Source organism: Nocardia sp. N2S4-5 (genome assembly GCF_044628355.1).
In the GTDB taxonomy this organism is placed as follows: Bacteria; Actinomycetota; Actinomycetes; order Mycobacteriales; family Mycobacteriaceae; genus Nocardia; species Nocardia wallacei_B.
This window is the reverse complement of sequence record NZ_JBIUPM010000001.1, coordinates 742,121-756,856: the sequence shown is the minus strand read 5'-3', so window position 1 is coordinate 756,856 and position 14,736 is coordinate 742,121. Positions and strand designations below refer to the sequence as shown.

General features: G+C 69.9%; 14 protein-coding genes. 3 read left to right on the top strand and 11 right to left on the bottom strand.

Features of this window, described 5'->3' with window-relative positions:
* Positions 1-8: 8 nt before the first annotated feature.
* Positions 9-1,226, bottom strand: coding sequence for a cytochrome P450 (locus ACFMRZ_RS03540; RefSeq protein ID WP_400177888.1), 1,218 nt, complete (start codon positions 1,224-1,226; stop codon positions 9-11).
* A gap of 11 nt (positions 1,227-1,237) precedes the next feature.
* Positions 1,238-2,113 carry an alpha/beta fold hydrolase gene (locus tag ACFMRZ_RS03535; protein ID WP_400177887.1) on the bottom strand — a complete coding sequence of 292 codons (876 nt, stop codon included), beginning with the start codon at positions 2,111-2,113 and terminating at the stop codon, positions 1,238-1,240.
* Between the two features lie 112 nt (positions 2,114-2,225).
* Here ACFMRZ_RS03535 and ACFMRZ_RS03530 point away from each other — a divergent pair, with 112 nt between their 5' ends.
* Entirely contained in the window at positions 2,226-3,458 is a 1,233-nt protein-coding gene (locus ACFMRZ_RS03530) for an NAD(P)/FAD-dependent oxidoreductase (RefSeq protein WP_400177886.1), read from the top strand.
* Here ACFMRZ_RS03530 and ACFMRZ_RS03525 read toward each other — a convergent pair.
* The 3 genes from ACFMRZ_RS03525 to ACFMRZ_RS03515 are packed head-to-tail and all read right to left on the bottom strand — an operon-like array spanning position 3,415 to position 5,907.
* Positions 3,415-3,663 (bottom strand): ferredoxin, encoded by a 249-nt coding sequence (locus ACFMRZ_RS03525; protein WP_400177885.1) that lies wholly within the window; start codon positions 3,661-3,663, stop codon positions 3,415-3,417. The genes ACFMRZ_RS03530 and ACFMRZ_RS03525 overlap by 44 nt on opposite strands.
* Positions 3,660-4,859, bottom strand: a complete 1,200-nt coding sequence (locus tag ACFMRZ_RS03520; RefSeq protein ID WP_400177884.1) for a cytochrome P450 — start codon at positions 4,857-4,859, stop codon at positions 3,660-3,662. Before ACFMRZ_RS03520 ends, ACFMRZ_RS03525 begins: the two co-directional genes overlap by 4 nt.
* A gap of 34 nt (positions 4,860-4,893) precedes the next feature.
* The gene (locus ACFMRZ_RS03515) at positions 4,894-5,907 is read right to left on the bottom strand and encodes a methyltransferase (protein ID WP_400177883.1); all 1,014 of its coding nucleotides are present in this window, start codon (positions 5,905-5,907) and stop codon (positions 4,894-4,896) included.
* Between the two features lie 273 nt (positions 5,908-6,180).
* Here ACFMRZ_RS03515 and ACFMRZ_RS03510 point away from each other — a divergent pair, with 273 nt between their 5' ends.
* Positions 6,181-7,746: an AMP-binding protein gene (locus ACFMRZ_RS03510; RefSeq protein WP_400177882.1), complete on the top strand. Its 1,566-nt coding sequence runs from the start codon at positions 6,181-6,183 to the stop codon at positions 7,744-7,746.
* Between the two features lie 13 nt (positions 7,747-7,759).
* Here ACFMRZ_RS03510 and ACFMRZ_RS03505 read toward each other — a convergent pair whose 3' ends face one another.
* Positions 7,760-9,262 carry a long-chain fatty acid--CoA ligase gene (locus ACFMRZ_RS03505; protein WP_400182758.1) on the bottom strand — a complete coding sequence of 501 codons (1,503 nt, stop codon included), beginning with the start codon at positions 9,260-9,262 and terminating at the stop codon, positions 7,760-7,762.
* A gap of 166 nt (positions 9,263-9,428) precedes the next feature.
* Here ACFMRZ_RS03505 and hemA point away from each other — a divergent pair, with 166 nt between their 5' ends.
* Positions 9,429-10,646: a 5-aminolevulinate synthase gene (hemA, locus tag ACFMRZ_RS03500; RefSeq protein WP_400177881.1), complete on the top strand. Its 1,218-nt coding sequence runs from the start codon at positions 9,429-9,431 to the stop codon at positions 10,644-10,646.
* A gap of 7 nt (positions 10,647-10,653) precedes the next feature.
* Here the strand turns inward: hemA and ACFMRZ_RS03495 are convergent, their stop codons facing one another.
* The 5 genes from ACFMRZ_RS03495 to ACFMRZ_RS03475 form a co-directional block, all read right to left on the bottom strand.
* On the bottom strand, positions 10,654-11,694 hold the full coding sequence (locus tag ACFMRZ_RS03495; RefSeq protein WP_400177880.1) for a methyltransferase: 1,041 nt from the start codon (positions 11,692-11,694) through the stop codon (positions 10,654-10,656).
* A gap of 23 nt (positions 11,695-11,717) precedes the next feature.
* Positions 11,718-12,563, bottom strand: coding sequence for a tryptophan 2,3-dioxygenase (locus ACFMRZ_RS03490; protein ID WP_400177879.1), 846 nt, complete (start codon positions 12,561-12,563; stop codon positions 11,718-11,720).
* Entirely contained in the window at positions 12,560-13,195 is a 636-nt protein-coding gene (locus ACFMRZ_RS03485) for a DUF6875 domain-containing protein (protein ID WP_400177878.1), read from the bottom strand. Before ACFMRZ_RS03485 ends, ACFMRZ_RS03490 begins: the two co-directional genes overlap by 4 nt.
* A gap of 269 nt (positions 13,196-13,464) precedes the next feature.
* Positions 13,465-14,538, bottom strand: a complete 1,074-nt coding sequence (locus tag ACFMRZ_RS03480; RefSeq protein ID WP_400177877.1) for an aminotransferase class V-fold PLP-dependent enzyme — start codon at positions 14,536-14,538, stop codon at positions 13,465-13,467.
* Positions 14,523-14,702, bottom strand: coding sequence for a hypothetical protein (locus ACFMRZ_RS03475; RefSeq protein WP_400177876.1), 180 nt, complete (start codon positions 14,700-14,702; stop codon positions 14,523-14,525). The genes ACFMRZ_RS03480 and ACFMRZ_RS03475 overlap by 16 nt, the downstream gene beginning before the upstream one ends.
* Positions 14,703-14,736 lie beyond the last annotated feature (34 nt).

Here is a 14,736-nt window from a genome sequence, read left to right as displayed (position 1 = left end):
GGTGCGGGTCAGACGGAGATCGGCAGCGTCTCCGGCCCGCGCAGGTTCACCCGGCCGTTCCAGCGGACGTCGCCGTCCAGCCGGAGCTTGCCGAACCGCTGCACCAAGCCGCCGATCGCCAGCCGCCCCTCCATCCGGGCCAGTGCCGAACCCAGGCAGAACCGGGAACCGGCGCCGAACGACAGGTGCGCTCGCGCGTTCTCGCGATCCAGGCGCAGCCGGTCGGCATCCGGTCCCCAGAACTGTTCGTCCCGGTTCGCCGAGCCGAGGCTGGTCAGCACGAACGCGCCGGCCGGGATGACGACATCACCGGCGGGGAACGGCCGCACGGTGATTCGCCGCAGGGCCTGCGTCGGCACGTCGTAGCGCAGCACCTCGTCGATCGCGTTATCGATCAGGCCGGGTTCCGCGCGCAACGCCGCGAGCTGATCGGGATTGCGCAGCAGCGCCAGCGTCCCGTTCGCGATGAAGTTGACCGTGTTGTGGTAGCCCGCCAAGTAGATGAGTTCGACCTGCGCGACCAATTCGTCGTCGTCCAGGACATCGCCGTCGTCCTCGGCCGCGATGAGCGCCGACATCAGGTCGTCGGCCGGGTGGGCGCGCTTCCACGCGATGACCTCCCGCACGATCCCCGCCAGCTCCTCGTCGGCCGCGGTGAGCGCGCGAGCCAGTTCGGGATCGACACCGGGCTCGAAGGATCGTGCCAGCACCGCCGCCAGCTCCCGCACCCGGACGTGATCGGTGTCGGGCATGCCGAGCATCGCGGAAATGACCTCGAACGGCAGCGGGAAGGCCAGCGCGGCAACGAGATCGGTGGTGCCCGCGGCCGCGATCTCGTCCAGCCGGGCCTCGACCAGTGTCGCGATCCGGGCCTCGAGCGCCTGCACCGCACGGGGGGTGAATGCCTTGGTGACCAGTTTGCGCAGCCGGGTATGCGTCGGCGGATCGCGGTCCAGCATCGACAACCCGCCCAGCCGCGGCGTGCCGACCCGGCCGTAGAGCTGCTCGTTCATGTCGCGATAGCGGCCGGGCCCGAGGTTCTCCAGTTCGACGGACTGCTCGGACCGCAGCATCGCCTGCACATCGGCGTACCGGCCGAGGAACCAGAACCCGAGCGGATGTTCGTGCGCCGGGGCCTCCGCCCGCAGTCGCGCGTACTGCGGATAGGGATCGTCGGTGAACCCCGGTTCGAAGGGATTGAAGACGGCCGCGGTCGTCTGGCTCATGGTCGATCTCCTCAGGGCTGTGCCGGCGCGGATCGCCGGCCGAGCACGTCGCGCAGCCGCCGCGCGTACTCGACGGGATGGGTGAAATGCGCATTGTGGCCACCGGGGAATGGCACCGCCGCGGTCTCGAGCGCGGCGGCCAGGGCGTGGGCGCAGCGACTGCCGAACAATGCCGGGTCGGTCGCCTCGCCCACCGCCGCGACGACGGGCACGGGCGTGTTCCGCAGCGCGGTGACATCCACCGGAGTGGTTCGCGCCTGCGGGATCTCGTTGGTCAGGATGAAGTCGAAGTTGGCGGTGCGCTGGCCCGCTACGGCCGGGTCGGTGGCCGCGGCATCGTGGTCGAGACTGTGCTGGACGCGGTGCTGCGCGGCGGCGCCCGCCCCCAGCATCGCGGAAATGCGCACCACGGCGGCGGGCAGGCCGCGCTCGCGGTAGTCGGCCTCCAATTCCTCGAAGGCGGCCACGTGTTCGGCCCGATCCGCGCCCGTGAGCAGGGCGGGCGCGAGCGGTTCGTGCGCGACCACCGTCGCGAACAATGCGGGCGCGGCGAGTACGGCGTGCAGCGCGGGCAGGACACCGAGCGCGCATCCGAGGACGTGCGCCGGTGCGTCGGTCAGTTCGGTGAGCAGCAGGCGCAGGTCGTCGGCGTGGACGGCGACGGGCACCGGGGCGCCGGGCCGGTCCAGCGGGCTGCGGGCGAAACCGCGTCGGTCGTAGGTCACGACGGTGAAGGCGTCACCGAGGCGCGCGGCGATCTCGGTGCTGCGCCGGACCTCACCGCCGCCGCTGTCGGAGATCAGCAGCAGCGGGCCCTCGCCCCGCAGTTCGTAGTGCAGGGTCGCCCCGGGCACTCGCACCGAGCCGGTGCGCAGGTCGGTAGTCATCGGCACTCCTTCACCGTCGGGCTCCGGCCGCACAACAATGTTCGCCGGAATGCTCGTACAACGCTACAGTGATTTCATTGTCGGATCACGCTTCCTAGGAAGGATACGAGCAATGACGACAAAATACGATGTCATTGTCGTCGGGGCTCGCTGCTCGGGCGCACCCACCGCAATGTTGTTGGCGCGCAAGGGCTATCGTGTGCTACTGGTAGACCGTTCGACATTCCCGAGCGACACGGTGTCCACGCACATGGTGCAGGCTCCCGGGGTGGCGCTGCTCGAACAATGGGGCCTGCTGGCTCCGGTGGTCGCGGCGGGGACCCCGCCCATCGAGAAGTACACGTTCGATTTCGGCTTCGACAGCGGACCGGTGCGGCTGTCCGGCACGGCCCGCACGGCCACGGGCCACAGCACCGCGTACGCGCCGCGGCGTACGCTGCTGGACAAGATCCTGGTCGACGGGGCCGTGGCCGCGGGCGCGGAGGTGCGCGAGCACTTCACCGTCGAGGCGCCGGTGTTCGAGGACGGCCGGGTGGTCGGTGTCATCGGGCACACCGCGCGGGGCGCCTCCGTGGTGGAGCGCGCCCGGGTGGTCGTCGGCGCGGACGGCCGCGACTCTCGCATCGCCAAAGCCGTTGGCGCCGAACGGTACAACGAGCATCCCAAGGGCCAGTACCAGTACTACACCTATTGGCGGGACCTGCCCGTCGACGGATTCGAGGTGGTGATCCGCCCCGGCCGGGTGTGGGCGGCCCAGCCCACCAACGACGGGCTCACCATGCTCGTGGTCGCCTGGCCGATGGCGCGGCGCAACGAGTTCCGAGCCGACATAGAGCGCAATTACCTGCGGACACTGGAACTCTCGCCGGAGTTCGCGGCACGCGTGCGCGGCGCGACCCGGGTCGAGCCGTTCGTCGGCGCGGCCGTGGCCAACTACTTCCGCAAGCCCTACGGTCCCGGCTGGGCCCTGGTCGGCGACGCCGCCTACAACAAGGACCCCATCACCGCGCTCGGCATCACCGACGCCTTCCAGGGGGCCGAGCTGCTGAGCACCGCGATCGATCGGACCTTCACCGGGACAGCGTCGTTCGATGCCGCCATGGCGGACTATCAGCGCACCCGGGATGCACGCAACGAGGCGGTGTACGAGCACACCACCCATATGTCCCGGCTGGAACCCGCGTCCGCCGATTTCGAGCGGCTGGTTCGCGCGATGCAGGGCAATCAGGAGGCGATGGACGCGTTCGCCGCGATCAACGCGGGCATCGTGTCGCCGGTCGAGTTCTTCGACGAGGCCAACATCAATCGAATTCTCTGCGGTGTCCCGGCGGGGGCGCACCGGTGACGAGCGCGATGGCGGCCGCCGGGCACAGTTCGGCGGCCGCGCGCACGTCGTCGCCGTCCGCCGCCGCGCCGCCCGCGACAAGCACGACCAGGCCCGCGTCGTCCTGATCGAATGTGCCGGGCGCGGCCGAAACGCAGTGCCCCGCACCGATACAGCGGTCCCGGTCGACGGTCACCGTGCCGCCGGTCGGCGCGGGCCCGCTCACCACCGCACCGGCAGCGCGTGCAGGCCGTAGATGCGCATATCGTGCTTGTACGGCAGAGCGGTGAGGTCGGCGTCGAGACGCAGGCCCGGGATCCGGCGGAACAGCGTGCGATAGGCGACCTGGAGTTCGACCCGGGCCAGCGCCTGCGCCAGGCACTGATGCGGGCCGAAGGCGAAGGCCAGGTGGTTGCGCGCGGGCCGGGCGACGTCGAGCACATCCGGATCGCCCTCGAAGGCGCTCGGATCGCGGTTGGCGGACTCGATGGCCAGGATCAGCCCCTCGCCCGCGCGGATCAGGGTGCCCTCGACCTCGAGGTCCTCGCGCGCCACCCGACGCCTGCCGTGGTGGACGATGGTGAGATAGCGCAGGATCTCTTCCACCGCACCGGCGGTCGACGCCGGGTCGTCGGCGTCGCGAAATCGCCGCAGCTGTAGGGGATTCGCGAGCAGCGCGGCGACACCCAACGCGATCATGTTCGCCGTCGTCTCGTGTCCCGCCAGCAGCAGCACCCGGCCGATACCGGCGATCTGGCGGTCGGACAGCTCGCCCTGCGACACCAGGTGGGTGAGAATGTCCGGTCCGGGCCGCGCCCGCTTGGCCGTGACCACCGCGCCGATGAGCCCCAGCATCTCGTCGGCGGCCGCCAGGGCCTGCTCGGCGGTGGACGTGGTCGAGATCGAGGTGCCCGCCAGCCGCTGGAACCGCTCGCGCTCGTCGTAGGGCACGCCGAGCAATTCGCAGATCACCATGGACGGCAGCGGCAACGCGTACGCCGCCACCAGATCGGCCGCGTCGCCGGCGTGCAGCATCGCGTCGACCAGGTCGTCGGCCATCCGCTGGATCCCCGGGCGCATGGCTTCGATCCGCTTGATCGAGAAGTAGCTCGTCAGCATGCGGCGGTATACCGCGTGCTCGGGATCGTCCATGGACATGAAGGTGTTGCCGCGCTTGACACTCGCGGCGAGCGCGACCGTCGAGAACGGATAGCCCGGCCGGGTCGCGTCGGCGCTGACCCGGGGATCGGCCAGCAGCGCGCGCACCGCGCGGTAGCCGGTCACGAGCCATGGTTCGCTGCCGTCCCAGATCCGCACCCGCGACACCGGCGGCGCGCGCCGCAGTTCCGGCGGCGGATCGAAGGGGCAGCGCGCCTCGCGCGGCATCGGGAACGAGCGCACATCGGCCGCCGGTTCGGTCATCTCGGTCTCCTCGTCGTTGCCCGCCGGATCGCGCTCAGGCGAGCCGGGCCACCATGATCGAAACCGCCGCGGGCGTGGGCTCGACCCGTTCGACCTCGAATCCGGCGGCCGCCAGCAATTCCCGGTGCTCCCGCTCGGTGCGCTCCTTGCCGCCGAACAGGGCCAGCAGATTCAGGTCGGTCAGGAAGCCCAGATTCGGCGCGTTGCCCTCGGGCAGCAGGATCTCGATGATCAGCAGCCGGCCCTCCGGCGACATCGCCTGCTTGATGTTGCCGAGAATGGTGCGCGCCTCGTCGTCGCTCCAGTTGTGCAGCACGTGCTTGAGAATGTAGGCATCTCCGCCGGACGGGACGGCGTCGAAGAACGATCCGGCCGTGATGGCGCAACGGTCGCCGAAGGCGCTCAGCCGCTCCCGCGCGCCGTCGACCACCGGTGCCGTGTCGTACAGCACGCCCCTCGAATCCGGTGTCCGCGTGAGGATCTCGCCGAGCAGCCGCCCGTTGCCGCCCCCGACGTCGACGATCACCGGATACGGCGAGAAGTCGTGGGAGGCCAGCACCGCCCGCAGCGTCAGCCCCGACACGCTGGTCTGCGAGTCGTCGAACACCTTGCCGAACTCCGGGTTGCTGCGGGTGAATTCGAAGAACGACATACCGCGCAGCCCGGGCACCACAGCCGTGCCCGTGCGCACCGCCTCGTCCAGGTGAGACCAGTGTTCGCGGTGTTCCGGCGAGCCGATGAACAGCGACCACGGCCGGATCGACACCTCGGCGTCGGAGCGCAGCGGGTCGGACAATTCGTTGAGGGCGAAGCGGCCGTCCGGCTCCATCCGGAAGACCCCGCGGCTGGACAGCAGCCGGAGCAGCCGGAAGGTGGCGTCGGCGTCGGTGTCCGCGCGGGCGGCGATCTGCGCGGCGTCCAGCGGACCGGCCGCCAGCACGTCGGCGATGCCGAGCTTGGCGGCGACATAGATCGCCTGCGCGAACGAGCCGTTGCCGATCATCTCCATGAGCGCCATCGGCGCCGGGACCTGCGGGACGGAATTCACGGCGGACCTCCCTCGAACGTGCGGGTACCACGACAATGCGCCCCGGGATCCCCCGCCGACCGGGATCGGCTCGCCCACAGGTTCTTTCACATTGTTCGGGCTCCACAGTAGCGGAAGACGGCATTCCGGAGAAGGGCGTCGAGCCGCCGGCACAACATTCTTCGGAACGCGGTGAGAATGTTTCGATGGCCCCGGCCGCACTCGTCTTCTACGATGATCGAGGCGGGGCGCCGCCCGCACCGCACTCATCCGGCCGGTAGACGGGAGCACCAGATGCCCAGGCCAGCAGCCCATTCCGCGACGCAGAGCGGCTCCGATCAGTATGTATCGAAGATTCTGTCCGCATTGTCGGACCGGCCCGACGACATTGCGATCGGCCGGCCCGGCGGCGGCTACACCCGGCGGGAATGCGCCGACGCCATTGTCTCGGCGGCCGGTGCGCTGGCCCGGTCCGGCATCGGCCCCGGCCACACGGTCGCGGTCCTCGCGGACTCGAACAGCCCGATCATGCTGTTCGTACGCTACGCCGCGAATCTCGTCGGGGCGGCCGTGGTCTATCTGCGCTCCACCAACGCGGCCAGTTCGCTGGAACCGCTGCCGGACGATCAGCAGCTCGGCATCCTCCGGGAGACGGGCGCGAGCTTCCTCGCCGTCGACGCCGAGCATCTCGAGCGCGCGCGGCGGCTGCGCGCCGCGCTGGACCGCCGCATCGACCTCGGGGCGTACGGCGGCGGGCACGACGCGGTCGATCTCGCGGCGGACGTCCCCGGCGCACTGCCCGATCCCTTTCCGGCGGCCGCCGACGATCTGGCCGTGATCACCTACACGACGGGAACCACGGGCCGCCCCAAAGGTATCTGCCGGTCCTACCGGGCCTGGCGGTATGCCGTCGAGACGATGCTCGGCGACGAACACACCAACATGCTCGTGACCACACCGCTGAGCCACACCGTGGGTCCCATCGCCGACGCCGTGCTCACCGCGGGCGGACGGCTGCACGTGCTGGCGGGTTTCGAGCCGGGTGCGGTACTGCGCGCGCTCGCCGCGCATCGCATCACCCGGGTCTTCTGGGCGACACCGCAGGTGTATCAGGTGCTCGATCATCCCGATCTGCCCGCCACCGACCTGTCGAGCCTGAATACGCTGATGTACGGGGGCATTCCGGCCTCGCCCGAGCGCCTGGCGCAGGCCGTCGGCGCGCTCGGCCCGATCCTGGTGCAGTCCTACGGCACCACCGAATGCTGGGAGATCGGCCGGTTGGAGCGCGAGGACCACACCGACGCGCGGCGACGCGGTTCGGTCGGTCGGCCGTCCTGGCAGGCGCGCGTGGCGGTCCGCGATCCCGATACCGGCCGCGACCTGGCCGCCGGGGAGATCGGCGAGATCTGCGTCAGCTCGCCCGGCATTCTCACCGAGTACTTCCGTGATCCGGAACGCACCGCGAACACGCTGCGCGGCAACTGGTTTCACACCGGAGACCTGGGCCACGTCGACGCCGACGGCTACCTGTACCTGGTCGACCGGCTGCAGCATCGCATCAAGTTCGACGGCGTGAACGTCTATCCCGCGGAGGTGGAGAAGACACTGCTCACCCATCCGGCGGTTGCGCAGGCGGCGGTCTTCGGCGCGCCGGACGCCGACCGGGTGGAACGGATCCACGCGGCCGTGGTGCTCAAGCCGTCGGCCGCCGCCACCGCCGAGGCGCTGCGCGACCATGTCCGGGACCGGATGTCGCCGCGGCACGCGCCCGCGATCGTGCAGTTCCGCGGCGAGCTGCCGGTCATCGGCTCCGGCAAGATCGACAAGCAGCTGCTGCGGAGCGAGGCCGCCGCGCCCTGACCGCCGCGAGTGATCAGCCGATCCGCGCGGCCAACTCGCGTTTGAGCACCTTCCCGCTCGGCCCCAGCGGGAATTCGTCGACGAACACCACGCGCCGCGGATACTTGTAGGCGGCCAGCCGATTCCGGCTCCACGCGACGATCTCGTCGGCCGCCTGACCGGCCGCGGCCGCGCCGCCCCGGGCGATCACGACGGCGCAGACTTCCTGGCCGAGCCGCTCGTCCGGCACGCCGATCACCGCAACCTGCGCGATCCGCGGGTGATCGATCAGCACGTCCTCCAGTTCGCGCGGATACACGTTGTACCCGCCGCGCAGGATCATGTCCTTCTTGCGGTCCACGACGATCAGATAGCCGTCCTCGTCCTTGCGGCCCAGATCGCCCGAACGGAACCAGCCGTCGACCAGTACCTCCGCGGTGGCGTCGGGCCGGTTCAGGTAGCCGGCCATGACATTGTGCCCGCGGACCACGATCTCGCCGACCTCGCCGTCGGGCAGCAGTTCGATCCGACCGTCCAGGTCGCTGCGCGCGATCTCCACGCGCACGCCCCAGATCGCGCGGCCGACGGTGCCCGGCTTCACCGGCGCGCCCGGAGCGTTGTAGGCGACGACCGGTGAGGCCTCGGTCAATCCGTAGCCCTCGTAGATCTCGCAGCCGAAGACGGATCGGAAGCGCCGCAGGGTCTGCGGGGACAGCGGCGCGCCGCCGCAGTAGGCGCGGTCGAGCGCGGATTCGACGCCCGCGCCCGCCGCGTCGAGCAGGGCGAAGTACATCGTCGGCACCCCCATGAACACCGTGCAGCGTTCGGCCGCAAGCAGTTCCAGGGCGTGGGCGGCGTCGAACCGCGGCATCAGCACCAGTGTCGCCCCGGCCCGGAAACACACGCACATGCCGCAGATCTGGCCGAAGGTGTGGTGCAGCGGCAACGCGCCCAGCAGCACGTCGGCCGGGCCGAACGCGAACGGGGACAGCATGGTGACGGTGACGTTGGTGACGAGATTCGCGTGGGTGAGCAGGACGCCCTTGGGGTGGCCGGTGGTGCCCGACGTGTAGAGCACGACCGCGACCTCATCGCCGTCGGTACGTACGTAATCGGCCGCGGCGCCACACTTCGGGTCATCGATCTCCGGTGTCTCCGCGAACTCGATGATCTCGACGCCCGCCGCTCCGGCGGCGTCCTCGGCGCTCGGGCGCAGCGCCGGCTCGGACACCAGGGCTGCCGCCGCGCAGTCGCGCAGCAGGTAGGCGATCTCCTCCGCCCGCAGCAGAATGTTGACCGGCACCACGGTAGCGCCTGCCGCGAGAATGCCGAAATAGGCCACCGGGAATGCGGGCGTATTGGTCAGCAACAATGCGATGCGGTCGCCGCGGCCGAGGCCCCGGGCACGCAGCCGTTCGGCGAACCGCATCGCCCGCGCCCACAGCGCCCGGTAGCTCACTCGGGCATCTCCGCACACCAGAGCGGTGTCTTCGCCTGCCCGGCTTGCTGTTTCGGCCAGCACGGCCGCAACCGACATCTCCACGACAGCCTCAGATCGTTCGGGGGGCGACCACACAAACATTCCCGCATCATCTTGCCGGAAAATGTCGCTCGCCGCTAATGTGGTGAATGCATTGCGCCGCCCGGCGAGCGCTCGTTTCGTCGTTCGCGTCCGCCACCAAGCAGAGAGTGACTCGATCGCCATGACACAACTGCTCGAATTCTTCTCGCGCGAGGTGGCGCAGCTCGGCGAAGGCCGCCGCCACTTCCTCGAAATCAGCCGCCGCGCAGGCCATTTCCCCAGCGCCATCGCCCACGGCGCGGCCGAGGGCGGCGAACGCGAGGTCAGCGTGTGGTGCAGCAACGACTATCTGGGCATGGGTCAGGCCCCGTTCGTGCTGGACGCGGTCAAGGCCGCGGTGGACCGTTACGGCGCCGGTTCAGGCGGGTCGCGAAACATCAGCGGCACCAACCGGTATCACGTGCTGCTGGAGCAGGAGCTGGCGGCCCTGCACGGCAAGGAATCCGCATTGTTGTTCAGCACCGGATACACCGCCAACGACGGCGCGCTGTCGGTGCTGGCCGGCCGCACCCGGGACACGATCGTCTTCTCCGACGAGAAGAATCACGCCAGCCTCATCGACGGCATCCGGCACAGCCGCGCCGACAAACACGTCTTCCGGCACAACGATACCGCGCACCTGGCCGAGTTGCTCGCCGCGGCCGATCCGGCCCGCCCCAAGCTCATCGTGTTCGAATCGGTGTACTCGATGGACGGCGATCTCGCGCCCCTGGCCGAGATCGCGGAGCTGGCCCGGCGTTTCGGCGCCACCACCTACATCGACGAGGTGCACGCGATCGGCATGTACGGGCCGCGCGGCGCCGGAATCGCCGCCCGCGAGGGCCTGGCCGACGAGTTCACGGTGGTGATGGGCACGCTGGCGAAGGCGTTCGGCACGATCGGCGGGTACGTCGCCGGTCCCGCGCCGCTCATCGAGGCGGTGCGCGCGTTCTCGCGGTCGTTCATCTTCACCACCTCGCTGCCGCCCGCCATCGCCGCGGGCGCGCTGGCCGCCGTCCGCCATCTGTCCGGTTCCGAGGTCGAGCGCACCCGGCTGCGCGCCAATGCCCAACTGCTGCACCGGCTCCTGAACGGGCACGGCATTCCGTTCATCTCGCCGATGTCACACATCGTGTCGGTGTTCATCGGGGACGAGCGGCTGTGCCGCCGGGCGTCGGCGCTGCTGCTGGAGCGCTACGGCATCTATGTCCAGCCCATCGACGCGCCGAGTGTGCGGCCGGGCGAGGCGATTCTGCGCGTCGCCCCGTCGGCCACCCACGACACGACCGATGTCGAGAAGTTCGCCGCCGCGCTCGACGACATCTGGCGCGAGCTGGAGATTCCCCGCGCCGCCCGCTGAACGGGCCTCAGCGGTACCCCGCGATGACGCCGTGCGGCGTCCACGAGGCGCCGCGGATCTCCCTTACCCGGCCGAAGCCGTTGTCGGCCAGCCATTCCCGATACGCGCCCCACGGGTACAGGGTGCTCTGCGCGAACGGCAGCGTCGCGAAATACACATTGTCCAGGCCGGCGTAGAGCGGTCCGCGCCCGTCGTCGTCGGACATGGCGTTGAAGATCAGCACCCGGCCGCCCGGCGCCAGCGCGCGGTACGCCTTCCCCAGCAGCGCCCGGTTCTGCTCGGGCGACCAGATCACCAGCTGGTGGGCGAACAGCACGTCGTCGTGGCCCGGCGGATAGTCGTCGGCGAAGATGTCGGCCGCATGCGTGCCGATGCGGTCGGACAGGCCCGCCTGCGCGATATTGCGGCGCGCGATCTCGAGCGCGGGCGCGCGGTCCAGCACGGTGACGCGCAGGTGCGGGTGCGCGCGCGCCAGGGCGATGGCGTTGACGGCGTCACCGCCGCCGACATCGAGAATGCCGCGGTCACCCGGATAGTCGACGTGCCGCACCAGGACCGGATTGGACAGCTCCGACCACGAATGCATGCAGCGGTAGAACAGATCCTCGAGGCCGGGCACATTGGCCAGCCGCGAGTACAGGTCCTCGGTGTCGCCCGGGAAGTGCCGGATGCCGACATTCCGGTCCTGTCGCAGGGATTCGGTGTAGTCCGAGGCCGGGAGATAGGACACCCGCGCCTGGAACTCGATGATGTCGCGGATGATCGGCCACTGCCCGGCGGTGAACACTTCGGCGATCGCCGGGCCGTTGCGATAGCGGTCGCCGGATTTCTCGGTCAGCCGCAGCGACGTGGTGCCCAGCAGCAGCAGGTCGGCGGAACGCGCACCGAGGCCGAGGGATTCGGCGATCACCGCCTTCGTCAGCTCGCCCTTGGCATCGAGCAGATCGAACAGGCCCAGTTCGGCGGCCGCGTTGAGTTGCTGAAACGCCGCGTGGCCGAACAGCACCGGCACCAGGTCCGGCAGCGCCGACCGATCGTCGTGTACCACGGGGGTTCTCCTCTCGCCTTCGATCACAGCCGGGTGCGCATCGACCACAGCTCGGGAAAGAACCGATGCTCGCTGACCGCGCGCAGCCAGTCCACCCCGTCGGTGCCGCCGGTGCCCGGCTTGCGTCCGAGTTTGCGCTCCACCACCAGCAGATGCGTTGCCCGCCACTGGGAGAACTGAAACGCGACCTCGGTCAGCAGCTCGGCGACACGATACTCGTCCGGGTGGGAGCGAGGCGCGCGGTAGATCGTCAGCCACACGTCCTCGACGGCCGGGTCGGGGGCGTACTGCTCGCGAAAATCGCGCGTACACAGCGATTCCGGCACCGGGTGCCCGCGCCGGGCCAGATAGCGCAGCGTCTCGTCGTACAGGCTCGGAGCGGACAGTTCGGCACGCAGGTCCGGATACCGGTCGGCCTGGGCCGAGGCCGTCTCGACCATCGCGGGATTCTTGTTGCCCAGGGCGAATTCGAGCGTGCGGTACATGAACGACTGCACCCCCGACGCGTCGCCGAGAATGTCCCGGAAGGCCAGGAACTCGTCGGCCGAGATCGCGTTGATGCCCTCCCAGGTCGTCACGAGAATGCGCTGCGAGCGAACGGTCCGCTCCAGCGCGCGGCAGGCCTGGTCCACATCATCGGCCCGCAACCGGGCCCGGGCCTGGTCGACGTCGACGTAGACCATGCGGAACAGCAGCTCCTTGACGTGGCTGAGCAGAATGAACGACAGCTCCTGCGCGGATTCGGTACGCGGCGCGGCCAACTCGTGCAACCGGTCCATCCGCGCGTAGGTCACGTACCCGGGCGCCGGGGGCGGCTCGACGCGTCCCGCGACGGGGCAGGTGAGCGGCCGTTCCAGGTGCTCGGTCATGCGAATTCTCCTTCGGGGCGGGCATATCGCCGTAGCGCGGATTCGAACAGCTCACGAAAATGGCGGTCCAGCCGCGAGCCGTCGGAGTAGCGGTGGCCGAACGCGCGGCGGTAGTGGTCGAACCAGTCCCGGTCGTGGTGCAGGAACAGGATGTCGTGCACGGCCATGTGCCGGACGGCGTACAGCGGATAGGGTGCGCGGTTGACCGGGAACAACGGATTGCGCACGGCGGGCTCCTCGCAGCGGGGGTGGAATTGCCCGAGCATCAGCCCCTGCCGGATCACGGTGTCCTTGGCCACCCGGTGCCCCTCGTCGATGAGGCCGAAATGCCGTTCCGGCAGACCCGCGATCACGACCACCAGGGCGTGCAGCTTCCGGTTCGGCGAACTCGCCTCGGTCTGCCGGAATCGTCGCACGATTTCGCCGATCAGCGACACCATCCGGTCGGTCTCGTGCGGCGCCTGCCAGCGATGCATCAGCACCGACAGGGCGCCGGCGCGCACGGCGGGCTGGACGAACGGGCACACCGGACCGTCGCGGCCCAACTGCGGATGCGGGCGGCTCACCACCGTGCCGAGCCATGCGGACACGGTGCGCTCGATGTCCTCGTCGGGTTCGGACAGGCCACCCACCACGGCTTCCCGCCCCTCATACGGCGCGGCGGCAGGCATTGTTTGCGGGCCGCGCATTGTTTGCGAACATCGACAACCGACCTTTCCGATCGACCGGGCTCCGACATTTCCCGAAAGGGCCCGATTGACATCCTAGGTCGGCATCGGCCGGGCTGTCACCTGGCACAGACAATGCGATCTCGAGCCGTGCGCGCTCGCTGCCGTCGTGTCGGCGGTGGCCTAATAATACCTTGTGACAGCGGTTCTTTCGTTGGGCGCGGCCGTATCGGTCACGTGATCAGCCGCCGGACCGCGAAACGTTCGTCCCGGTAGCAGCCCGATCGAACAATGTCGCGCAGCTCGTCCGCGGCGCGGTGCACGTCCCGGAACGACACATAGAGGGCGTTGAATCCGAATCTGAGCAGATCCGGCGGCCGCATGTCGCCGATGACGCGTCGCTCGAGCAGCGCGGTGATCATTTCGTAGGCCGCCGGATGTCGCAGCGCCACCTGACTACCGCGCCGCCGGTGTGCGCGCGGCGTGACGACCTCGAAGATGCCGTCGGACACGAGATCCGCGACGCAGTCCAGAAAGAAATCGCCGAGAGCCAGGCTTTTCGCGCGCACCTCGGCGAGGTCGGCCTTGTCGAAGACGTCCAGGGCGCTGTCGAGGGCCAGCAGCGACAGCACGTGCGGAGTGCCGATCCGGGTGCGGGAGATGCCGTCCGCGGGCCGGAACTCCGGCTCCATCGCGAACGGCGCGGCGTGCCCGTGCCACCCGGTCAGTGGCGGGTCGTAGGCGTCCTGGTGACGGCCGGCGAGGTAGACGAAGGCCGGGGCGCCGGGACCGCCGCCGAGGTATTTGTACGTGCAGCCCACGGCGAGATCGACGCCGTCGTCGTCCAGGGCGAGCGGTACCGCGCCGGCCGCGTGGCACAGATCCCACACCGTCACCGCGCCCGCCGCGTGCGCCGCGGCGGTCACCTCGGCCACGTCCCACAGTTCACCGGTGCGATAGTCCACCGCCGGGACCGCGACCACCGCGACCTGCCCGGACCAGTGCCTCACGGTGGCGGTCACCTCGGCCGCGGGCACGGCGATCACCCGCATTCCGAGCAGCCGCGCCACCGAATCCGCCAGGTAGCGGTCGGTCGGGAAATGTCCGGCGTCGGTGATGATCACCTCGCGGCCGGGCCGTAGCCGCGCGGCGCCCGCGAGCGCGTTGAACAATTGCACCGAGGTCGACTCGCCGACCGTCACCTGTCCCGGCGCCGCGCCGATCAGACGGCCGATGCGGTCACCCACGCGAAGCGGCGCGGACCACCAGTCGTGCTCGGTCCAGGCGCCGATCAGCGAGTCCCCCATTCCCGCGTCAGCACCTGCGACAGGCGGTCGGGAATGTGCGCGGCCAAGGCGCCCAGCGAATTTCCGTCGAGGTAGACCGTATCGGCGGGCAGCCGGAAGAACTCGCGCAGCGGGCCGAGCGTATCGGCCGCGTCGAGCTGTCCGGCCTCGTCGGATGTCGGCATCGTGCACACCTTTCCGCACCCGGTGGGCCTGTCG